The sequence below is a fragment of the Nonomuraea basaltis genome (assembly GCF_005893125.1).
Taxonomy (GTDB): domain Bacteria; phylum Actinomycetota; class Actinomycetes; order Streptosporangiales; family Streptosporangiaceae; genus Nonomuraea; species Nonomuraea basaltis.
The window spans coordinates 20,379-41,825 of the sequence record NZ_VCJS01000087.1 but is presented as its reverse complement, the minus strand read 5'-3'; the positions used below and the strand labels follow the sequence as shown (position 1 = coordinate 41,825).

20 protein-coding genes and 1 tRNA gene are annotated in these 21,447 nt (G+C 70.4%); 14 read left to right on the top strand and 7 right to left on the bottom strand.

The window, feature by feature from the left end:
* The first annotated feature begins 63 nt into the window (after positions 1-63).
* The 3 genes from rplU (at position 64) to obgE (ending at position 2,136) form a co-directional block, all read left to right on the top strand.
* Positions 64-366, top strand: a complete 303-nt coding sequence (gene rplU / locus EJK15_RS34160) for a 50S ribosomal protein L21 (RefSeq protein WP_049575732.1) — start codon at positions 64-66, stop codon at positions 364-366.
* Positions 367-381: 15 nt separating this feature from the next.
* Entirely contained in the window at positions 382-639 is a 258-nt protein-coding gene (rpmA, locus tag EJK15_RS34155; RefSeq protein ID WP_090773491.1) for a 50S ribosomal protein L27, read from the top strand.
* Between the two features lie 144 nt (positions 640-783).
* Positions 784-2,136 (top strand): GTPase ObgE, encoded by a 1,353-nt coding sequence (gene obgE / locus EJK15_RS34150; RefSeq protein ID WP_138714612.1) that lies wholly within the window; start codon positions 784-786, stop codon positions 2,134-2,136.
* A 233-nt stretch (positions 2,137-2,369) separates the two neighbouring features.
* Here the strand turns inward: obgE and EJK15_RS34145 are convergent, their stop codons facing one another.
* Complete coding sequence (locus tag EJK15_RS34145; protein ID WP_138714611.1) at positions 2,370-3,140, bottom strand: SDR family oxidoreductase; 771 nt, start codon at positions 3,138-3,140, stop codon at positions 2,370-2,372.
* A gap of 112 nt (positions 3,141-3,252) precedes the next feature.
* On the opposite strand from EJK15_RS34145, the gene proB reads away from it, so the two are divergent.
* From proB to EJK15_RS34130, 4 genes are all read left to right on the top strand, one after another.
* On the top strand, positions 3,253-4,371 hold the full coding sequence (gene proB, locus EJK15_RS34140; protein ID WP_206061254.1) for a glutamate 5-kinase: 1,119 nt from the start codon (positions 3,253-3,255) through the stop codon (positions 4,369-4,371).
* Between the two features lie 19 nt (positions 4,372-4,390).
* The gene (locus tag EJK15_RS34135) at positions 4,391-5,665 is read left to right on the top strand and encodes a glutamate-5-semialdehyde dehydrogenase (protein ID WP_138714610.1); all 1,275 of its coding nucleotides are present in this window, start codon (positions 4,391-4,393) and stop codon (positions 5,663-5,665) included.
* 50 nt (positions 5,666-5,715) lie between these two features.
* A complete protein-coding gene (locus EJK15_RS71065; RefSeq protein ID WP_171074687.1) occupies positions 5,716-5,892 on the top strand; it encodes a hypothetical protein in 177 nt (58 codons plus the stop codon).
* Positions 5,893-5,974: 82 nt separating this feature from the next.
* The gene (locus EJK15_RS34130; protein ID WP_138714609.1) at positions 5,975-7,792 is read left to right on the top strand and encodes a serine/threonine protein kinase; all 1,818 of its coding nucleotides are present in this window, start codon (positions 5,975-5,977) and stop codon (positions 7,790-7,792) included.
* A 79-nt stretch (positions 7,793-7,871) separates the two neighbouring features.
* Here EJK15_RS34130 and EJK15_RS34125 read toward each other — a convergent pair whose 3' ends face one another.
* Complete coding sequence (locus EJK15_RS34125; protein WP_171074686.1) at positions 7,872-8,903, bottom strand: M48 family metallopeptidase; 1,032 nt, start codon at positions 8,901-8,903, stop codon at positions 7,872-7,874.
* Positions 8,904-9,017: 114 nt separating this feature from the next.
* On the opposite strand from EJK15_RS34125, the gene nadD reads away from it, so the two are divergent.
* The 5 genes from nadD to EJK15_RS34100 all read left to right on the top strand — a co-directional run bounded on the left by nadD (position 9,018) and on the right by EJK15_RS34100 (position 11,306).
* Positions 9,018-9,608: a nicotinate-nucleotide adenylyltransferase gene (gene nadD / locus EJK15_RS34120; RefSeq protein ID WP_420847115.1), complete on the top strand. Its 591-nt coding sequence runs from the start codon at positions 9,018-9,020 to the stop codon at positions 9,606-9,608.
* 91 nt (positions 9,609-9,699) lie between these two features.
* Positions 9,700-10,095 carry a ribosome silencing factor gene (gene rsfS, locus EJK15_RS34115; protein ID WP_138714606.1) on the top strand — a complete coding sequence of 132 codons (396 nt, stop codon included), beginning with the start codon at positions 9,700-9,702 and terminating at the stop codon, positions 10,093-10,095.
* Positions 10,096-10,171: 76 nt separating this feature from the next.
* On the top strand, positions 10,172-10,801 hold the full coding sequence (locus tag EJK15_RS34110) for a histidine phosphatase family protein (RefSeq protein WP_171074685.1): 630 nt from the start codon (positions 10,172-10,174) through the stop codon (positions 10,799-10,801).
* 87 nt (positions 10,802-10,888) lie between these two features.
* Positions 10,889-11,167: a LysR family transcriptional regulator gene (locus EJK15_RS73100; RefSeq protein ID WP_206061253.1), complete on the top strand. Its 279-nt coding sequence runs from the start codon at positions 10,889-10,891 to the stop codon at positions 11,165-11,167.
* A gap of 66 nt (positions 11,168-11,233) precedes the next feature.
* Positions 11,234-11,306, top strand: a tRNA-Ala gene (locus tag EJK15_RS34100).
* 148 nt (positions 11,307-11,454) lie between these two features.
* On the opposite strand, the gene EJK15_RS34095 is transcribed toward EJK15_RS34100, so the two are convergent.
* Together EJK15_RS34095 and EJK15_RS34090 are read right to left on the bottom strand one after the other, a co-directional pair.
* Positions 11,455-12,336 (bottom strand): aldo/keto reductase, encoded by an 882-nt coding sequence (locus tag EJK15_RS34095; protein WP_138714604.1) that lies wholly within the window; start codon positions 12,334-12,336, stop codon positions 11,455-11,457.
* A gap of 1 nt (position 12,337) precedes the next feature.
* A complete protein-coding gene (locus EJK15_RS34090) occupies positions 12,338-13,288 on the bottom strand; it encodes an NAD-dependent epimerase/dehydratase family protein (RefSeq protein WP_138714603.1) in 951 nt (316 codons plus the stop codon).
* An 80-nt stretch (positions 13,289-13,368) separates the two neighbouring features.
* Here EJK15_RS34090 and EJK15_RS34085 point away from each other — a divergent pair, with 80 nt between their 5' ends.
* Positions 13,369-14,262 carry a LysR family transcriptional regulator gene (locus EJK15_RS34085; protein WP_240777391.1) on the top strand — a complete coding sequence of 298 codons (894 nt, stop codon included), beginning with the start codon at positions 13,369-13,371 and terminating at the stop codon, positions 14,260-14,262.
* Positions 14,263-14,335: 73 nt separating this feature from the next.
* On the opposite strand, the gene EJK15_RS34080 is transcribed toward EJK15_RS34085, so the two are convergent.
* On the bottom strand, positions 14,336-15,385 hold the full coding sequence (locus EJK15_RS34080) for a glycosyltransferase family 2 protein (protein WP_138714601.1): 1,050 nt from the start codon (positions 15,383-15,385) through the stop codon (positions 14,336-14,338).
* Between the two features lie 323 nt (positions 15,386-15,708).
* The gene (locus tag EJK15_RS34075; protein ID WP_138714600.1) at positions 15,709-19,497 is read right to left on the bottom strand and encodes a S8 family serine peptidase; all 3,789 of its coding nucleotides are present in this window, start codon (positions 19,495-19,497) and stop codon (positions 15,709-15,711) included.
* A 147-nt stretch (positions 19,498-19,644) separates the two neighbouring features.
* Between EJK15_RS34075 and EJK15_RS34070 the strand changes: the two genes are divergently transcribed.
* On the top strand, positions 19,645-20,067 hold the full coding sequence (locus EJK15_RS34070; protein WP_138714599.1) for a TIGR03667 family PPOX class F420-dependent oxidoreductase: 423 nt from the start codon (positions 19,645-19,647) through the stop codon (positions 20,065-20,067).
* Positions 20,068-20,166: 99 nt separating this feature from the next.
* On the opposite strand, the gene EJK15_RS34065 is transcribed toward EJK15_RS34070, so the two are convergent.
* Positions 20,167-21,438, bottom strand: a complete 1,272-nt coding sequence (locus EJK15_RS34065) for an extracellular catalytic domain type 1 short-chain-length polyhydroxyalkanoate depolymerase (protein WP_138714598.1) — start codon at positions 21,436-21,438, stop codon at positions 20,167-20,169.
* Between the last annotated feature and the right edge of the window lie 9 nt (positions 21,439-21,447).

Genomic DNA, 21,447 nt, shown 5'->3' with positions numbered 1-21,447 from the left:
CCTTCGTGGGTGTGGCCGAGAATCGCAGAGCAATCAACAGTGAGTCAGTAGAAGGGTTCCGCGGTGTACGCGATCGTTCGTTGCGGCGGCAGGCAGCAGAAGGTCTCCGTCGGTGACGTCCTCGAGGTGGACAAGGTCGCCGGCGAGGTCGGCTCTTCGGTTTCGCTGCCGACGGTGCTCGTCGTCAACGATGGCGACGTGACCACGGAGGCGGGCAAGTTCACGGTCAGCGCCGAGATCCTCGGCGAGACCAAGGGTCCGAAGATCCGCATTCTCAAGTACAAGAACAAGACCGGTTACAAGAAGCGCCAGGGTCACCGCCAGCGGTACACCCAGGTGAAGATCACCGGTATCGACCAGGCCTGATCGGGGAGTTTAGAGATGGCACACAAGAAGGGCGCGTCGTCCACCCGGAACGGCCGCGACTCCAACGCTCAGCGCCTGGGCGTCAAGCGCTTTGGCGGCCAGCTGGTCAACGCGGGCGAGATCATCGTCCGGCAGCGTGGCACCCACTTCCACCCCGGCGACAACGTCGGCCGCGGTGGCGATGACACGCTGTTCGCGCTGGCCGCCGGTCACGTGCAGTTCGGCCTCAAGCGCGGCCGCCGGGCCGTGAGCATCGTTCCCGTCGCGGAGTAGCTTTTCCTCGTCGCGACCTGGGGATTGTTGTTTTATCGCTTAGTAGGGGTGGATCGAGCGGTCTCGATCCACCCCTTGGCCTTTTCCAGGGCCTTTGTGTTTGATATGTGATGCCCCCTGGTGGGGCGATGGGGGAGTGCTTACATGCCGGACTTTGTGGACCAGGTGGTCCTGCACATCAAGGCCGGTGACGGGGGGAACGGGTGTGCCTCCATCCACCGGGAGAAGTTCAAGCCGCTCGGCGGCCCCGACGGCGGCAACGGCGGGCGCGGCGGCGACGTGATACTCGAGGTCGATCCCAACACCGCGACCCTGCTCGACTATCACCGGCGGCCGCATCGCAACGCCGAGAACGGCAAGCAGGGGCAGGGGTCCAACCGGGACGGCGCCAACGGGGCCGATGTGATCCTGCCCGTGCCCAACGGCACCGTCGTGAAGGACGCCACCAGCGGTGAGGTGCTGGTCGACCTCGTGGGGGTCGGCACCCGGTACGTGATCGCCCAGGGCGGGCACGGCGGGCTGGGGAACGCCGCCCTGGCCTCGACCAAGCGGAAGGCGCCCGGGTTCGCGCTGCTCGGTGAGCCGGGTGACGCGCTGGACGTCATGCTGGAGCTGAAGAGCGTCGCGGACGTGGCGCTGGTCGGGTTCCCGAGCGCGGGCAAGTCATCGCTGATCGCCGCCCTGAGCGCGGCCAAGCCGAAGATCGCCGACTATCCGTTCACCACCTTGATCCCCAATCTGGGGGTGGTGACGGCGGGTGACAACGTGTTCACCGTGGCCGACGTGCCCGGGTTGATTCCCGGGGCCTCGCAGGGGAAGGGGCTCGGGCACGAGTTCCTGCGGCACGTCGAGCGGTGCGACATGCTCGTCCACGTCATCGACTGCGCCACCATGGAGCCCGGGCGCGACCCGATCAGCGACTACGAGGTGATCGAGGCGGAGCTGCGGGCGTACGGGAGGCTCGAGGACCGGCCGCGGCTCGTCGTGCTGAACAAATCGGACGTGCCGGACGCGCGGGAGCTGGCCGAGATGGTCACGCCCGAGTTCGAGGCCCGGGGGCTTCAGGTGTTCACGATCTCGGCGGCCACCCATGACGGGTTGCGGGAGCTGACGTTCGCGATGGGTGAGTGGGTCGCGGCGGCGCGGGCCAGCAAGCCGATCGAGGAGCCGACGCGGCTGGTGATCAGGCCCAAGCAGCTCGGGGAGGCCGGGTTCCGGGTGCGGCGGGTCAACGAGCACATGTTCCAGATCACTGGTGAGAAGCCGGAGCGGTGGATCAGGCAGACCGACTTCAGCAACGACGAGGCCGTCGGGTATCTCGCCGATCGGCTGGAGCGGCTCGGCGTCGAGGGGGAGCTGGCCAAGGCCGGTGCCACCGCCGGTGCCGAGGTGGTCATCGGGCCCATGGAGGGCGGCTACGTCTTCGACTGGCAGCCCACGCTCAACGCCGAGTCGGTACGCCAGGGGCCGCGCGGCTCGGACAACCGTTTCGTGTAGGCCGGGCAGGGGTCCTGCGACCCCACCGGAACGGTCGGGCCTGTCCCGGCCGGAGGATGGCACCGGGCGACGGCGGAGGCGTCCGCCACGGGATGTGGCGTGCGACGGCAGAGGGCTGCCTCCGGCGCGGGATGTGGGGACGGCCGCCCTTCCGCTGCGGGGGATGCGGCGGGCGATGGCCGTGCCGCGGGGAGCCTGGGGCGGTTGGGTTCGGGTGGCGTGGCTGATCGCCGCTATGGGCGCAGGAGGGCTTCGGCGCCGCCGTCGGCGTACAGGATCTGGCCGGTCATGAAGGAGTTGTGCGTGCTCACCGTCCACGCCAGCAGGGACGCGATCGCGGCGACCGGACCGGGGAAGCCCAAGGGCTGGGGCATCGCCGTGGCCACCGACGCGCGGGCGGCCGGGTCGTTCAGGAACGTCCTTCTGGCCGCATCAGTGTCCACCACGCCCGGTGCGACGGCGTTCAGGGGGATGCCGGCTCCTGCCCAGCCGGGGGCGACGGCGGCGCGCCGGAGCCACTGGTTGAGGGCGAGCTTGGCCGACGGGTAGACGATGCGGCCCCGGCCTGCCTCGATGGCGTTGATGGCGGCTGCTGCGGCGGACTCCTCATCCATGGACAGGCAGGCCTTGACGATGCTCTCGTCGGCGGCCACGATCGCGCTCAGCGAGGACACCGCGACCGCGCGGGGCCGGTCGGACTCGGCCAGGAGGGGGCGCAGGCCCTCCAGGGTCGCGAGGGTGCCGAAGAAGTTGAGCCGTACGGTGAGCGGCGACGGCAGGGCGACGCCGGCCACGGCGATCAGGCCGTCGATCCTTCCTCCGGAGAGCGCTCTGATCTGCGGTACGAGCCGCTCGCGGCCCTCCGGCGCGGCCAGGTCGGCGATCACCTCGGCGTCGCGCACATCGCAGCGGATCACCCGCGCTCCTGTGGCCGCCAGGTGGTCCGCGGTGGCGGCGCCGATGCCCGAGGCGGCGCCGGTGACGACGTAAGTGCGTTCACTCATGGACAAATGACTACATCAAATGTAGTTATGCAGTCAATGAAGTATGGGGGACGGCGGGCTCGCCGATGTGCGGGAGCAGAGCCCGGTTTTTCGGGGCGATAGGCTTCCAGACGTGCGGGAACAGATCAGCTCAGCGTCGAAGGTCGTTGTCAAGGTCGGCTCCTCCTCGCTCACCACCCCCCAGGGAACGATCGACGTCGATCGGGTGGACGCTCTGGTGGACGTGCTGGCGGCTCGGCGCCGTACCGGGACGCAGATCGTCCTGGTCTCCTCGGGAGCGATCGCGGCGGGCCTCGGCCCGCTCGGGCTGACCGCGCGACCGCGCGACCTCGCCACCCAGCAGGCGGCCGCCTCCGTCGGACAGGGCGTGCTCGTCGCCCGCTACACCTCCTCCTTCGCGCGATACTCCCTGCGCGTCGGCCAGGTCCTGCTGACCGCCGACGACATGATGCGGCGCGCGCACCACCTCAACGCGCAGCGCACCCTGACCCGGCTGCTGGAGCTGGGCATCGTGCCCATCGTCAACGAGAACGACACCGTGGCCACCGACGAGATCCGCTTCGGCGACAACGACCGGCTGGCGGCGCTGGTGTCGCACCTGATCCGGGCGGACGCGCTGGTGCTGCTGTCGGACGTGGACGCGCTCTACGACGGCCCGCCCAGCCGCGCCGGCGCACGCCGGCTGGCGGAGGTCCGCGGGCCCGAGGACCTCGCCGGCGTCGAGCTGGGCAAGAACGGCGCCTCCGTCGGCACCGGCGGCATGGTGACCAAGGTGCAGGCCGCCAGGATCGCCACCGGGGCCGGGGTCCCTGTCGTGCTCACCGCGGCCGCTCACGCGGCCCAGGCGCTGAGCGGAGCTGACGTCGGCACGTACTTCCACCCCGGCGGCCGCCACCCCGGCACGCGCCTGCTGTGGCTCGCGCACGCCACCACCGGGCGCGGCCGGCTCCACCTCGACCAGGGCGCCGTCGAGGCCATCGTGACGCGGCGCAAGTCGCTGCTGCCGGCCGGGGTGACCTCGGTGGAGGGCGACTTCGCGGCGGGCGACCCCGTGGACCTGTGCGCGCCGAAGGGGCTGGTGGTGGCCCGCGGGCTGGTCAACTTCGACGCCGTCGAGATCCCCGATCTGCTCGGGCGCTCCACGAGGGAGCTGGCGAGCGCGCTCGGTCCTGAATATGAACGCGAGCTCATCCACCGCGATGACATCGTCATACTGGAAGCCCACAGTTAAGTTCGACGAGGAGCACGTGATGTCCGAAGAGTTCCTGAAGGTCGCCCGCGCGGCACGAGAGGCCGCCGCCGAGCTGGCCCCGCTGCCGCGGGCGCCGAAGGACCGGGCGTTGCGCGCCGTCGCCGACGCCTTGGTCGCGCACGCGGCGGAGATCGTCGAGGCCAACGCCAAGGACGTCGAGCAGGCCAGGGCGCAGGGCACCGCCGAGGCGATGATCGACCGGCTGCGGCTCGACGAGGCCAGGATCGGCGCGATCGCCGAGGCCGTGCGCCAGGTGGCCGACCTGCCCGACCCTGTCGGCGAGGTCGTCCGGGGCGGCACGCTGCCCAACGGGCTGGAGCTGCGCCAGCTCAGGGTGCCGCTGGGCGTGATCGGCATCATCTACGAGGGCCGCCCCAACGTCACGGTCGACGCCGCCGCGCTCTGCCTCAAGAGCGGCAACGCGGTGCTGCTCAGGGGCTCCTCCAGTGCCTACTCCTCCAACACCGCCCTGGTGAAGATCATGCAGGGCGCGCTGGAGGGCACGGAGGTGCCCGCGGGAGCCGTGCAGCTCGTGCCCGGGCAGACTCGCGACTCGGTCAAGGAGCTCATGCGGGCCCGGGGGCTCGTCGACGTGCTGATCCCGCGCGGTGGCGCCTCGCTGATCAACTCGGTGGTCGAGGAGTCGACGGTGCCGGTGATCGAGACCGGCGTCGGCAACTGCCACGTCTACGTCGACGCCGAGGCCGACGTGGAGCTGGCCGTGCAGATCCTGGTCAACGCCAAGGCGCAGCGCCCGTCGGTGTGCAACGCGGCCGAGACGTTCCTCGTGCACGAGGCCGTCGCGGACGCGTTCGTGCCGGCGGCACTGCGGGCGCTCGCCGAGGCGGGCGTGACCGTGCACGGCGACGAGCGGATCGCCGGCCACGGCTCCGGCGTCGTGCCCGTCACGGAGGACGACTTCTACGCCGAATACCTCTCGCTCGACATCGCCGCCGCCGTCGTCGGCTCGCTGGAGGAGGCGGTGGCGCACATCAGGCGCTACGGCTCCGGCCACACCGACGCCATCGTCACCAGGTCCCAGCGGGCCGCCCGGCGGTTCGTCTCGCTGGTCGACTCGGCGGCCGTGGCGGTCAACGCCTCGACCAGGTTCACCGACGGGGGCGAGTTCGGGTTCGGGGCGGAGGTCGGCATCTCCACGCAGAAGCTGCACGCGCGCGGGCCGATGGGGCTACTCGAGTTGACGTCCACCAAGTGGGTCTATACCGGTGAAGGGCATCTGCGTACGTCAGAAGGCACGGTGGTGGCGGGTTAACCGGCGTGTCGGGCTGACCGGCGCCGCGCACCGTGGCTTGACTGGGAGACATGGAGATTGTCGTCGCCCTCGTGTTCTCGGCCGCGGTGCTGTTCGGCGCCGACCGGTTGCTGCTCTGGCTGGAGAGCCGCGGCCACCTCAACTGGCGCAGGAAGGGCCGCAGGCGGCTGTCGGAGGAACCCACGGCTGGGCTCGACAGCATGCTCTCCGACCACACACGCCGATAAACCTTCGGCGTGCCTCAAGCGACGACTCGCGTCCCGGCGCTAGGGTTGTGTCCCTTATGGGCGCGCCCGGCGGGGAGGGACGGTGAGCAAGCTCGGCAAGGTCGGGCCGTACACCCTGATCGAGCGGCTCGGCCGGGGCGGCATGGGCGAGGTCTACCTCGCGACCACCCGCCGTGGCGAGCGCGTCGCGCTCAAGGTCCTGCACGACCTGGCCGAGGACGAGACCTTGCGGGTCAGGCTCGAGCGCGAGGTTCGCGCGCTGCGCAGGGTCGAGAGCCCGTACGTGGCCAAGGTCCTCGACGCCGATCTGAGCTGCGCGCGGCCGTACCTGGTCATGGAGCACATCGAGGGCGTCACGCTGCTCGAGCGGGTGCGCCAGAGCGGGGCCCTCGACGTCTCCCAGCTCGTCGACCTGGCGCAGGGCATCGCCGCGGCCCTGGCGATCATCCACGCGGCCGGGGTCGTGCACCGCGACCTCAAGCCCGGCAACATCATCATGGGCACCGAGGGCCCGGTTCTGATCGACTTCGGGATCGCGCAGGTGCTGGACGCGACGCGGCTCACCATGACGGGTACGTTCCTCGGCACGCCCGGCTACACGGCGCCGGAGATCTTCGCCGACGAGCACGTCGACTCGCCCGCCGACGTGCACGCGTGGGCGGCGACGGTGGCGTTCGCGGCGACCGGGCGGCCGACGTTCGGGCGCGGGACGGCCGAGGCGCAGATGTACGCGGTGCTCAATGGACAGGCCGACCTCAAGGGCGTGCCGGTCGAGCTGCTGCCGCTGGTACGGGCCGCGCTCAACAGGGAGCCCGGCAAACGGCCGACGGCGGCGTTGCTGGCCGACCGGCTGTCGCGGCTGGCCAGGGCCACCAGCGGGCCCGAGCCCGATCCGGTCGCCGCCGACCTGGCCGAGGAGGCCGGCAAGGGCGCGGCCGTGCGGAGCCGTCCCGCTGAGGAGGCGGCCCGGGGCGAGGCGAAGTCCGCCCGTGGCAGGCCGAACAGCGCGGGCGCGGACGGGAAGGTGCCCGCGCCGCGTGGCCGTACGAACGCCGATCGCAACCGCACCGGCACGGACGGGAAGGGTGCCGCGGCGCGGAGCCGGACGAGTGCGGACGGGGCCGGAGCGCGGAGCAGGGCCAGTGCGGACGGGACCGGGGCGCGGAGCCGGACGAGCGCGGACGGTGCCGCAGCGCGGAGCCGGACCAGCGCGGACGGGAAGGTGCCCGCGCCCCGGAGCCGCGCGAGCGCCGACGGGAAGACCACCGGGCCGCGCGCCAAGATGACCGCGCCGCGGCCGCGCGCGGCCGCGGCCGTCAGGAGCAGGCCGGCCAAGCCGCAGGACCGCGGGCGGGGCGGGCTCAGGGCCGAGTCGTCCACCACGCTGCCCGCGGGCAACGGCGCCCTGCTGCTGCTCGCGGTGCTGGCCGTGCCGTGCGTGGTGACCTCGGTGATCTGGCCGATCGCGTCCATCGCGATCACGACGGTGTTCGTGGTGCTGACCAGGACGCTGTGGATGAGCCACTGGCTGGTCAGGAACCGCAGCGCGCGGCGTACCCGGGTGGCGCTGCGCGTGCTGCTCTTCCCGCTCGCCCTGGCCGGGGCGGCGGCGACCGCCGTCGTGTGGCCGGGCGTGCCCGTCGCGGTGGCGTCGGGCGGGGCGCTCTGGGTGACGGGCGGCGGTCAGATCGAGACCGACTGGTGGCAGCAGCCCGCGCCCGTGACGGTGGCGGGCGTGGTGTTCGGGATGCTGTGCGGCGGCATCACCGGGCGCGAGATCGAGCGGATCGGTGGCCGGCTGCCGGATCTGCGCAGGGAAGGGTTGCGCGCACTGGCCGTGCTGGGCGGGTTCGTCGCCCTGTGCGCGGCCGCGGTGCGCGCCATCGCCCTCCTGCTCTGACCCGCCGCCCTATTCATGGCGGATCAGGCGGCGGGTCAACGCGGCTGATCAAGCTGATCGGTCGCGTGCGGCGAACGGTCTAGCCCTGGCCGCCGTCGCGGCGGGAGAAGCGGTTGAAGATGCGCTCGCCCGCGTTGACCGCGCCCTCGGCCACGTCGCGCAGGACGCCGATGAACGGGTCCTGTGACTGCGACCAGGACGCGCGGTAGGACTCGGCCGCCGCCTTGATCTCGTCGGTCACTCGTGCGTTGGGGTCGTCCTCCCGGCGCGGGTAGTCGCCGCCGATGATGCGCTCGTACTCGCCGCTGCGCTGCCACTTGTCGAGCTCGGCCACGCGCACCACGGCGAACGGGTGTGTGGTGCCGAGCAGGTTGAGCACCTTGAGGAAGCCGTCGCGAAGGTCGCCCGCGGTGTCGTATTCCTGGTACTGCTCCAGGAACGCCTCGATGTTCATCTCGTGGGTGTAGTCGCCGCCGGCGAGCTTCATCAGCGCCCTCTTGGCCGCCTCTGGATTCTGGCCCGACAGCAGGCCGCCGCGGTCCGCGGACAGCTCCGACTTGCGGTACCACTCCTCCAGGCCCGCGACGATCGCGCGCAGGCCGATGTAGCCGAGCGGGATCCAGGCGACGCGGGTGGCGAGGCGGGTGAGGATGTCGAGCATCGTCCGGTAGACCGCGTGCCCCGACAGGATGTGCGCGGTCTCGTGGCCGATGACGAAGCGCTGCTCCTCCTCGTTCATGAGGTTGAGCAGGCCGGTGGTCACGACGATGAACGGGTCGTCGAAGCCGATGGCCTTGGCCTGGACGTGCGGATCCTGCTGGACGTAGATCTCGGGGATCCGGTGCAGGTCCAGTGTGTAGGCGGCGTCGCGGCCCATGTCGTAGAGGGAGCGGAACTGTGTCTCGCTCACCCGCACGGCTGACGCCAGATACATCAGGCGAAGGCGACGCTCGCTAATGAGGCCGGACATCTGCTTGAGAACCGTGTCGAACCCACTCAACTTACGCAGAGCGACCAGGGCGGACCGGTCTGCGGGGTGTTCGTAGGCTCGGGACGAGATGCCGGGCAGTTGGACGCGGTTGCGGTCCGGGGTGGTCGTCATGCCCGGCATGCTACGTCCGCAACGGAAGTGATGCGCGGTCATCCCGAAGGGGGGTGCCATCATGTTGTGGTAGGGCGTCCGCGTAAGGTCCGATTCATGATGAACGCTCCTGGTATGCAAGGGATGCGGCGAGTGGGGGTGATGGGTGGGACGTTCGATCCCATCCACCACGGGCACCTTGTCGCGGCCAGCGAGGTGGCCCATCACTTCGAGCTCGACGAGGTCGTCTTCGTGCCGACGGGACGGCCGTACCAGAAGTCGGAGCGCGAGGTGTCGGCGGCCGAGGACCGCTATCTGATGACGGTCATCGCGACCGCGTCCAATCCCCGTTTCTCCGTCAGCCGGGTGGACGTGGACCGCCCGGGACCGACCTTCACCATCGATACTTTGCGCGATATTGCGGATATTTACGGTCCCGAGGTTGACCTCTACTTCATCACCGGCGCTGACGCGCTCGGGGCCATCCTCGACTGGCAGAACGCCGACGAGCTGTTCGAGCTGGCCCACTTCGTCGGCTGCACGCGCCCGGGGCACACGCTGCACGACCCGGGGCTGCCCGAGGGCAGGGTGACGTTGCTGGAAATTCCCGCGCTGGCCATTTCGTCGTCGGAGTGCCGCCAGCGGGTGGCCAAGGGGGAGCCGATTTGGTATCTGGTGCCCGACGGAATCGTGCAGTACATCAACAAGCGGAGGCTGTACCACGCTCACGGGTGAAGGACTCTGTGCCATGAGTGAGGGGTTTCGGCCCGGAAGGGTACTCTCAACATATGGGCATGCTGCCGACACAGGAGGACAGACCCGCATCGTGACCGCATCTGACAGATCCGTCCAGCTCGTGCGCATCGCCGCGGAAGCCGCGGCCGACAAGCTGGCCGATGACATCCTCGCCTACGACGTGAGCGAACAGCTCGTCATCACCGACGCCTTCCTGCTCTGCTCCGCCACCAACGACCGCCAGGTCCGTGCCATCGTCGACGAGATCGAGGAGCGGCTGCGCACCGAGGTCGACGCCAAGCCCGTGCGCCGCGAGGGCGAGCGTGAGGGCCGCTGGGTGCTGCTCGACTACATCGACATCGTCGTGCACGTCCAGCACGAAGAGGACCGCACGTTCTACGCGCTCGAGCGCCTGTGGAAGGACTGCCCGGCCATCTCGCTGCCGGAGAGCGTCATGCAGGCCAACCTGCAGCGGGCGCGCGCGTGAGCGAGCGCAGCGAGCGAACAATCAGAGCCATCAACATTGCTCATGCTGATTTCAAGCCTTTGGGCGAGGAATCTGCATGAGCAGGCGCATCGTTTGTCTGCGGCATGGGCAGACCTTGTGGAACGTTGAGCAGCGCTTCCAGGGGCACTCCGACATCCCGCTCGACGAGACGGGCGTCGCGCAGGCCTCCAGGGCCGCGTCGCTGCTGGCCTCGCTGCGGCCCACCCTCATCGTCTCCTCCGACCTCCAGAGGGCCAATGACACCGCGCTCGCGCTCGGGCGCGTCGTCGGGCTCGACGTGGCCGTCGACAAGGACTTCCGCGAGCGCGGAGGCGGCCAGTGGGAGGGGCTGACGAGGGAGGAGATCGCCGCACGGTGGCCCCAGGAGTACTCCGCCTGGGAGGCCCCCGACGGAGAGCCCGTCACCGACGTCGCCGCGCGGGTGGCAGCCGCCATGCGCCGGTGGGCGGCCCGGCTCGACGGCGACGGGCTGCTGGTCGTGGCCTCGCACGGCGCGGCGCTGCGGCTGGGCATCTGCGAGCTGCTCGGGCTGCCCGAGGAGCTCTGGCCGGCTCTGGGCGGTCTGGGCAACTGCTCGTGGTCCGTCCTCCAGGAAGGGCGCAAGGGCTGGCGGCTGCTGGAGCACAACGCCGGAACTCTTCCCGAACCCATCAACAGCGACGACAGGCCGGACGCCGAGGCATAGCGAATCCGTACGGCTCGGGGGCCGTACGGCAGGCGATCCCGTTCGAATAGATCGGCGACACACATCCGGAATCGGAGAGGTTCGCCGATGGAGATCCGGTCATTACGCTATGCGGTCACGCTCGCCGAAGAGCTACATTTCGGTCGCGCCGCGCAGCGGCACTTCATCGCGCCCCAGCCGTTCGGGCGCCACATCCAGCGGCTCGAACGCGAGGTCGGCCGGCGGCTGTTCGAGCGAATGCTGGTCTCGGAGGTGCGGCGCCGGATCGTCGAGGGGTGGAGCCGGCGCTGGACGATCTGCGGGCGCTCCGTAGTCCTTGGCCTGGCCATATCGGTGGCCAGAGCGCGGGACGGGCGGCGCGATTAGGCGAATGGGCGCGGATGGCTATATGCTCTCGGAGCGCCGCAACGGGTGGACTCGAAGCGGTGACCAGGGGCTATAGCGCAGTTGGTAGCGCGCCTCCATGGCATGGAGGAGGTCTGGGGTTCGAATCCCCATAGCTCCACAAGATCAAAAGGGCCTGATTTCCATCGTGGAATCGGGTCTTTTTGCTGGTCAGGGCACTGTATGTCGTTGGTGTGATGGTGGCGCCTTCGGCGTTGAGCGCACGGAGCTCCACCCGTTGGCTCATGTCGTAGGGAGGCGGGCGCGGGTCAGATGCGCAGCCGGGTGAGCTCGTCCTCGCTGAGCAGCAGGTCGGAGGCGGCCGCGGAGTCGCGGATCGTCTCGGGGCGACTGGCACCCGGGATGGGCACGATCATCGGGGAGCGGGCGAGCAGCCAGGCCAGGCATACCCTCTGCGGGCTCACGCCGCGTTCGGCCGCGACCGTATGGAAGGCGTGGAAGGCGGTCTCGGCCGGGTCGAGCGCGGAGGAACCGTCGAGCGAGCTACGGGAGATGCCGCCCAGCGGGCTCCACGGAAGGAACGCGATGCCGAGCCGCCGGCACAGCTCCATCTCCGGGTCGCTGTCGCGGACGCTCGGCGAGTAGCGGTTCTGCACCGAGACGAGCCGGTCGCCAAGCATCTGGCGTGCCTCCAGGATCTGCCGGACGTTCACGTTCGAGAGCCCGGCCATCCTGATCTTGCCTTCGTCCAGCAGCTCGCGCAGTGCCGTGACGGATTCGGCCCAGGGGACCTTCGGGTCCGGCTTGTGGAGCTGGTAGAGGCCGATGGCGTCCACCCCGAGGCGCTTGAGCGACCCTTCACAGGCCCGTTTGAGATGCTTGGGCGTGCCGGTCACGGTCCAGGAGCCGTCTCCCGGCCGGCCTCGTCCGCCCTTGGTGGCGATCAGGACGGAGCTCGTATCGCCGCCATACGTGGCCAGCGCTCGTGCGATCAGTTCCTCGTTGTGCCCGGTCTCGCCCGCGTGCCAGTGGTAGGAGTCGGCGGTGTCGATCAGGGTCACCCCGGCGTCCAGAGCGCCGTGGATGGTGGCGATCGCCCTGCCCTCGTCCGGCCGTCCTTCGATGGACAGCGGCATGGCGCCCAGTCCCACCGCGCCCACCTCGACGTCGCCGATGCGACGAGTACGCATGTCAGGTGCCCTTCCGCAGGTCGATCGCCATGGCGATGGCCTTCGGCAGCCAGTCCGTGGTCGTGGAGAACGCGTATCCGAGCCGGGCCGCGCGGCCATTGCCCATGGCGTAGTGGCGATCGAAGGAGAACGGCGACGCCTCCCCGCCGTCGACCAGCCGGTAGTCCGCTTTCCGCCCGGTCTCCGCCGCGATGAGGTCGCACAGGCCGGTCACGCTGAGCTCGCCATGGGAGGAGGCGTTGACGGCGCCGGTGAACTCCGCGCCCGCCGCCCAGAAGAGCAGGCCGGCGATCTCTTCGTCGTTGATGAAGGAGGTCGGGAACCGATCGCGGTGGACGTCGACGGGCCGGCCCGCCAGGATCCGCTCGACGTAGTGTTCGAGTCGTCCGGTGAAGTCTCTGGCTCCGATGCCCAGGACATGCGCGCTGCGCACGGTGACGAACGCGAACGGGCTCTCCCGGGTGAAGACCGCCTCGGCCTGCCGCTTTCCCTCGGCATAGCGCGTCGCCTCGCCGAAGACGCCCTCCATCCGCCCCGGATCGTGCCAGGGCTGGCCGGGCGGGACCGGCCACGAGGCGGGATCGACGGCCTCTTCGGTGACCGGCACCTCCGGGACGGCCGGCGGGATCAGCTCGGAGGTGGCCGGGTCGTAGACCTCCATGGTCGAGGTCATCACATACCGCGAAGTGCGGCGCCCGAAAACCCGGCGCGCGATCGCGGCCTGGTACGGCGTGTAGCAGACCTGGTCGATCACGGCATCGAACTCGCGGTTCCCGACCGCGGCGCCGAGAGCCTTCTCGTCGTCGCGATCGGCGGTGAGGTGGGTGATCCCAGGAGGCGGCGGCACCGACCCGCGGTTGATCACCGTGACGCGGGCACCGGAGTCGCGAAGTGACTCGATCAGACGCCGCCCGAAGTAACGGCTGCCACCGATGACGCATACGTTGTTCACGGCATCGACCCTGCCTGGATAGGGTGATAAGCAGAAGTGCCGGCTTGCTTAATCGGCTGTTAGGAAAACTGTTGATCGACGTGCAACGGCTCCGGATTCTCCGGGAGGTGGCCAGGCAGGGCAGCTTCAGCAAGGCGGCCGCCGCGCTGCTGTTCACCCCTTCGGCGGTCTCCCAGCACATCGCCACCCTGGAACGTTCGATCGGCGCGGCAGTCGTCGAGCGGAGCACCCGCGGAGTGGTGCTCACCGAGGCCGGCCGGCTCCTCATCGAGGCCGCCGAGGCCGTCTTCGCCGAGCTCCACCACGCGCAGGAACAGATCGACCGGATCGCGGCCGGCCGCACCAGGCTGACGATCGCCACGTTCAGCAGCGGCGGACGCCGCCTCCTTCCGCGCGCGCTCACCCCGTTCGTGGCCGATCATCCCGACGTGGAGATCAACGTGCTGGAGCGTGAGCCGGAGGACAGCCTTCCGCTTGTACGCGAAGGAACGGCCGATCTCGCCATCGCCTATCACTTCGATGGTCCGCTCCCTCTCGCGCGGGGTGACCGATCAACCCTCCGCTGGACCCCGCTGATGGAGGACCCCATGTCGGTCGTCCTGCCGAAGGGGCATCGGCTCGCCGGCCGTGAGGCGCTCGATCTGACCGAACTCGCCGACGAGCGCTGGGTCCTCGGCTGTACCAAGACCCAGGACTACCTGCGGCGCTACGCCGAGCGTGCCGGCTTCGAGCCCAGGTTCGCAGGTGCCACGAGCGACTATTTCTTCGCCCAGTCCCTTGTCGCCACAGGTGTCGGCGTCTCGCTGATCCCCCAGGTGGCGCTCGACCACTCGGCCACGGCCCTCGCCATCGTGCCGATCCAGCCGCCGCGCCCCACCCGCTACATCGGGGTGGCCACCGCCGGGCGGCGCCGTCCGCAACCGCTGGTCGAAGGCCTGGTGGGTGCGCTCTTCCGGGCCGTCGACCAGGGCTGACCGATGCCGGACGGCTTCCTCGAGTACGTCATCCTGCGGGACGACGGAGAGCTCTACGGGCGGTTGCCGGAGGTCAACGGCCTTTCTCGTAGATGAGGAGGCCACGGGACAGACGGAGGGGGACCATGATCAGCTCCACCACCATGGCCTTCCAGGCGTAGTAGAGGTTGACGGCCTTGTTCAGGTAGACGAAGGGCAGGTTGACCAGGACCTGCCGGACGGGGAGGCGGCGGCGTTTGGCCGCGTAGAGGAGGGCGGGGACGGTGAGGAGCAGCTCGCTGCCGGCCCACCAGGTCATCGTGCGGGCCACCGGCTCGTGCAGGGCGAGCGTGAGGACCAGCGGGGTGGCCCACCAGAGCGGGGCCAGGAGGATCTCCAGGAGGGCCAGCACGATCCAGGTGGCCAGCATGGGCTTGCGGGTGAGCAGGCGGGGGAGGTGGAGGCGGACGTTCTGCATGAAGCCCGCCATCCAGCGCCACACCTGTTTGCGCAGGTAGGTGAGGGTTTCCGGGTCGGCGGCCCAGGCCATGGCGTCGGCTACGTAGACCGCCCTGCGGCCCTCCGACTGCTGGCTCCAGGTGAAGTCCATGTCCTCGACGATGGTGCGTTCAGGGAAGCCGCCGAACGCGGTCAGGGTGGTGCGTCTGAACACCGAACAGCAGCCTGAGCAGACCATGGGGCTGTTGGCGAGCTGCTGGATCGGGCGGTGCCAGTGGAAGCCGAAGAGATATTCGGTGGACCTGCCGCGTTCCCAGGGTGTGCGGGTGAATCGGGTCTGTACGTTGCCCGCTGCCACGCCCACGTCTGGGTCGTCGAAGGCGGGCTTGATGCGCTCGATGTAGTCGGGGGCGAGCACGGTATCGGCGTCCACGGCCAGGACCAGGTCGGTGCCGCAGTGGGGGAGCGCGTGGTTTTGGGCCTTGGCCTTGCTGCCGAGGTTGCGGGGTGGGCGCAGGACCGTCACGCCGTAGGCGGCGGCCACCTCGCTGGTGCGGTCGGTCGAGCCGTCGTCGACGACGATGACCTTCTCGGGTGGGATGGTTTGGGCTGCTATGGACTGGAGGGTTGCGGGGAGGCCGTGCTCCTCGTTGTGGGCCGGGACGATGATCGTGAGGGTCTTCACCTGTGCCTCCGCCTCCTCAGCTTGAGGGCGATCAGGGTCACCAGGCCGACCGTGGCGTAGACGATCAGGCTGAACCCGAGTGTGGGCGGGCCTCCGGGCATCTCGTGCTTCCTCTCGACGGGGAGGTGCGTGCGTGGTGTCGATGTGGCAACGAGGATGCTGGGTCGGATGGGGTCGGGGTGACGGTGAATCGGGTTCTGTGGATGGCGGGCGGGTACCGGAATTGTCCTGTGGAGAAACGTCGGCTGTGAGCGTCGGTATGTGGGGTGGCAGGAGCGGACGGCGGCCAAAGAAATCCTTGGCCGCCGTCGCCGGTGCTCGTGCTAGCGCAGCGCGTACGCGCGGTCGATGGTCTGGGTCACAGCGCCGCCCGCCGTGTCCGGCGCGGTGACGCGCAGCGACACATACCCGCTCGTCTGCGCCAGCGGGGGATGCGTCAGCTCCACCCGGAACCGGCCGTCGCCCACCTTCCTGACCCGGGAGGCGTCCCGCCACGTGGCGCCGTCGTCGACCGAGTACTCCACCCTGGCCCGGGTGACGGCAGGCGCCCGACGCACGGCCGAATGCGCGCCGGCCCGCAGCTCGAAGGCGTACCTCGCGCCGGCCTCAGCGCGGTTGAGCAGGTCGAGTGGCAGGTCGTACGTGAGCTGGACGGCCGGTTGGAAGGCGCACGTGGTCCCGAAGGTGCAGGAGTATCCGCGAGGTGTGCCCGATGGGGGCGAAGAGGTGAAGCTTGAGGTTGTGGTGACCTTTCGGGACAGTGCTCGTCCGGTTGCGTCCACTGCCTCCAGCCGGTACGGCCCCGCCGTCCCCGGAACGCTGAACGACCGCGGCCGCCGCCCCTGCACCGGCACCTCCTGATCGCCGGCGAACAACCGGGGCGCGGACGTGACCGGGCTCAGGCTGCTGTAGTGCCGGGGGTCGGAGTCCAGCCACTGCTCGGCGGGCACGAAGCGGTCGCCGTCCCGGCACAGCGCGCACGGCACCTCCGCCGGATACCCCGCCGGCAGGTCCGCTGCCCCCGGCACCAGCGGCGCCCTGAACCACCGCTCCGTCAGCCGCCGGTCGCGACGTGTGAACCGGTCGGCCGAGCGTAGGTCCAGCCCGTTGTTGGTGATCGTCCGCGACCAGGTCACGTCATCCGATACCGGGCCGAAGTACTCGGTGCGGGCGACCGGCATCCGCAGCGCCCCGCCGTACGTCATGCGCCCGGGCTCCTCGCCGGCCGACGACTCCCCGTACTCCCACCCGCTGGTGTCCGGCTGGTCGGCGTGGTATGCGGCGTCGATCCGCACCAGGTCCCCCATGCGGACTTTCGCCGGCCTGGCGGGCACCCGGCCGCGCTCGTCGAAGCGGAGGTGGTAGGTGACGGCCGGTCCCGTGTAGGGCTCCAGCCGCAGCGAGACCGGCCCCTTGCCGAGCGCGGCGCGTACGGCGCGGCCCTCCGCGGCCGGCAGGCCCAGCCGCTGGAGCGCCCACCCGCCCGCGGGCACCCGCGCCCGGCCGCCGTCGACGTCCAGGTAGCCGAGGATGCCTGCCGCCCCGCGCCGGGAGGCGTTCTGAGCGGCGTCGTCCATTTTCGCACTCGCGGTGACGTACGGTGTCCCGCCCCCGCCCTCGACCGGGATCCCGGCCAGGACGACCTTGCCCGTCACGTCAATCCCGTCGAAGTCCTCGGGCCGGCCCTGCCCGACGGAGACGATGGGATATGTCGTGACCGAGCGGAGCGCGCGCATGGAGTCCATGTCGTAGGCCGGATGCAGCCCGATCTGGCCGGCCGTGGCGGAGGTGAGGACCGGAGGCTCCAGGTTCCACTGGTGGGACAGCCTGAGCTTGCCTGCCTTGGGTCCGGAGACCGGCGTGACGTACAGGTTGTGGCCGCCGCCCACCGAGCCGCCGTACAGGGAGACGGGCCACGTCCGGTCGGTGAACGTGCGCACGTAGTACGCCTGACCGCCCCCGTCCGCCGCGTTCGGGGTGTCCGGTCTGATGGGCACCGTCTTGCGTGCGTCCAGGGTGACCGTTTTGTCGGCGTCCAGGGTGACGTTCTCGATCACCCAGCTGTTGCGGTTGCTGATCCGGTTCTCGGCGACCAGGCCGATCACCTCGTAGTCGCCGGCGGGCAGCGCGAACTCGCCGATTCCGGAGAAATCCGTGCGCAGGTAGTAGTAGCCGTACGGGTTGAAGGGATCTTCGGGACTGTTCGGGCGTCGCAGCGGGATCGCGTACACGATCGGCTCGGCCTGGTAGCCCGGGAAGAACTCCTTGGTCCCGTACGAGTTGACCAGCGACACCTCGAGGGAGTGCGTGGCCGGGCCCGTGTAGTAGCTGAACGGGGTCACCAGCCGCACGTCGTCGCCGCCGGCCGCCGTGACCCAGCCGCCGTAGGCGCCGATCGGCCCGGCTGCCGGATCCACTTCGAGTTCCACGGTGGCGGTGCCGTTCGCGGGCACCGTGACGCTCTCCGCGCCGAGGGCGATCGCCTTGGCGGGGGCGGGCCGGCCGCTCCAGCCGCGGGTGACGAGGGACAGGGCCAGCGTGACGGGCGCGCCGCCGGTGTTGCGGTACGTGATCTGCCGGGTGGCGGCGGATTTGCCCAGCAGGCGGAAGTCGACCGCGGAGGTCGCGAAGACGCTCTGGGTGACCGCGCGGGCCACGTTCACCCGGCCGCTGCCCTGCTCGAACCAGTTGTGGGCGTCGTTCCGCTCGGCCGTGGAGGTCAGCGCGTCGCGCAGCTCGGCCGCCCGCCAGACGGGGTGCTGCTGGGCCAGGATCGCGGCCGCGCCGGCCACGTGCGGGGTCGCCATGGAGGTGCCGCTGTTCGATGTGTAGCGGTCGTCGCCGGGCACCGGCGGCGCGCTGGAGCCGGTTGAGCGGGCGGCGACGATGTCCACGCCGGGGGCGACGATGTTGGGCTTGACGGCCGCGTCCCCGAGCCTGGGGCCCCGGCTGGAGAAGTCCGCGAGGTTCGTGCCCGTCGTCTTGTCCACGGCGCCCACGGCCAGCGCCTCGTCGGCCGCCGCCGGGACGCTGACGGTGAGCGGGTCCGACTCGTTGCCCGCCGCCGTGACGAAGAGCGTGCCGTGCTTCTTCGTCAGCTCGTTGAGCGCCTGGCTCATAGGGTCCGTGCCGTCGCCGCAGCAGCTGCCCAGGCTCATGTTGACCACGTCGGCGCCCTGCTCGGCGGCCCACTCCATGCCGGCGATCGCCCACGACCAGTCGCCGCGGCCGCCGTCTCCGAGCACCTTGCCGACCAGCAGGGACGCGGCGGGCGCGACACCCTTGTACCTCTCCCCGGCACCCGCGATCGTCGAGGCCACGTGGGTGCCGTGGCCCAGCCTGTCGGCGATGCCGGGGGCGTCGGAGAAGTTCTCGGTCGCCAGGATCCGGCCGGCGAAGTCAGCGTGGCCGGCGTCGATGCCGGTGTCGAGGACGGCGACCTTGACGCCCTTGCCGTCGAAGCCCTTCTCCCAGCCGATGGGCGCGCCGATCAGCGGGACGCTCCGGTCGAGCGACGCCTCCGTCTTGCGGTCCAGCCAGATCTTGGCGATGCCGGCGGCGGACCTGGCGGTGCGGAGCCCGGCCCAGAACTCGTCCGCGCCGTCCGCGGGCACGGTGAGAGCGGCGCCGTTGACGCTGCCGAGCGCGCGTACGTTCTCGCTGGCAGGCAGGGCGTCCGCGGCCCGTGAGAGCGACTGGTCGCCGGTGTAGGTGATGATCAGTGGGATCGCCTCGGCACGCTGATCGCGCGCCAGCGTCTCGACGTCGAACAGCTCCTCGTCGAGAGCCCCCGCGGCGACCATCGCGGCGGCGTCCGAGGGCAGGGCGAGGTACCCGCCGTCCCTGCTGGGCAGCGTGGCGAACGTGATGGGTCCGCCGTCGGGCCGGGGAGCGGGCCTGATGGCGACAGAGGGGACGCCGCCTTGAGCGGGCGGCCGGTAGTCGACGACGTCTCCGGTGATGAGGGTGAGGGTGGCGGCACCGGGGGGCTGGGTCTCAGCGGGCTCGGTGGCCGCGGATGCCTCCGGCGGGGCGGACAGCGCCACGCCGGTTGTGAGGACGAGGGCGATGCCCGATAAGGCCGCCGCGAGCCGGGTTCGTAAAAAGGACAAGGTACGCCTTTCAGCTCCGATCAGGGCGCTCGTGCGGGAGCGCTCCCACCACTTCCGAGACGGCTTATATCCATTAAATGATCAAACCAATCGCGGCCTTGACACCCAGTCAGGGGCGGCTCCGGTACGGCGGCATACGATCGGAAGGTGACGACCGGAGTGATCCCTGACAGTTCGTTCGGCGAGCGCGTGCGCCGGCGCCTGGCCGGCGAGCGCGTCATCTGGCTGACGACGGTGGGCGCGGACGGCACGCCGCAGCCCAATCCCGTCTGGTTCCTGTGGGAGGGCGGAGACAGCGTACTGATCTACAACCGGGCGAACGCCCGCAGACTCGTGCACCTGCGCCGCGGCCCGCACGTCTCGCTGCACTTCAACACCAGTGAGACGGGTGGCGACGTGGTCGTGTTCAAGGGGGAGGCGGAGATCCTCGACGGTCACCGGCTCGCCGGCGGGGTGCCCGGCTACATCGACAAATATCGTGATCGCATCGCCGACTGGGGCGTCGAGGGGTTCGAGAAGGACTACCCGATCGCGCTCCGCGTCCGCTTCACCGGGCTCAGGGGCTTCTGAGAGCGTTCATAGCCGGGTTGGTGATGAGGCCGCGCGGAGGGGGCCGGGCCGTGGAAGGCCCGGCCCCGGTGCCTGATGTGCGGGATCGCGCGGCGAGCGTCAGGTGCAGGCCGCGCCGTTGAGGGTGAAGGCCGCCGGCTTGGCCGTGTTCCCGCCATGGGTGGCCTGGAAGCCGAACTGGGTGGAGGCGCCCGGCGCGAGGGTGCCGTTGTAGCCGGCGTTCTTGGCCGTGACCTGGCCCGTGTCGGGGGTGATCGTCGCGTTCCACGCGGAGGTGACCCGCTGGCCTGCGGGGAGCGTGAAGGCCAGCGACCAGGACGAGAGCTGCGCGGCGCCCGTGTTGGTGACCGTGACACTGGCCGTGAACCCGGTGTTCCACGTGTTCATCGTGTACGCGACCTGGCACGCCCCGGGCTGGGGAGTCGGCGTCTCCGACGGGCCGGGACCCCCGGTGTCCAGGCCGAGGAACGCGATCGCGGCGGCGGCCATCCCGCCCTGGGGCAGGTTGTGGCCGACGCCCTGGAGGCTGATCCCCTCAACAGGGACGGTCGTGCCGGTGCCGCCGTACCGGGTCCGCGCCCAGCCGGGCCGGGGCTGGTCGGTCAGGCTCGGGGTCTGGCTCAGGCCGTGGACGTTGGTCCACTGCTTGATCTGCTCCTGGAAATTCGGGTAGCGCAGCGTGGAGTCCTCGGTGCCGTGCCACACCTGCATGCGCGGACGGGGGCCGCTGTAGCCGGGGTACGCGGCGCGTACCAGGTCGCCCCACTGCTGCGGCGTCATGATGCGCTGGCCGTTGGCGCACTCGCTGTTCCAGCTCGACCCGTCCGTGGTGGCGAAGCAGCCGAACGGCACGCCCATGAACGCGGCGCCCGCACTGAACACGTCGGGGTAGGCGCCCAGCAGCACGTTCGTCATCATGCCGCCGGACGAGGCCCCCGTGACGTAGGTGCGGCCGGGGTCGGCGTTGTAGCGCTGCTGGACGTACCTGACCATGGAGACGATGCCCACCGGGTCGCTGCCGCCGTCGTGCCGCAGCGCCTGTGGTGAGGAGACGTCGAAGCACGAGCCGCTTCGCGTGGCCGACGGGTAGATGACGATGAACTTGTGCTGGTCGGCCTGCGAGGCGAACTCCGTGCCGGAGTGGAACGCCGGGCCGGAGCCGGTGCAGTAGTGGACGGCCACGAGCACCGCCGGGCGGGCGGGGACGCCGTCCGGGACGTATAAGTGCATGCGCAGGTTGGTCGGGTTCGCGCCGAAGCCGGTCACCTCCGTGAGCTGGGCCGAGGCGGCCGGCGGCGCCGCGATCAGGCCCGCGATGACGAGTGTCACCGCGGCGATCACGGCGCCTGCTATCCGAGCTGTCACGTTCATCGGACTCCT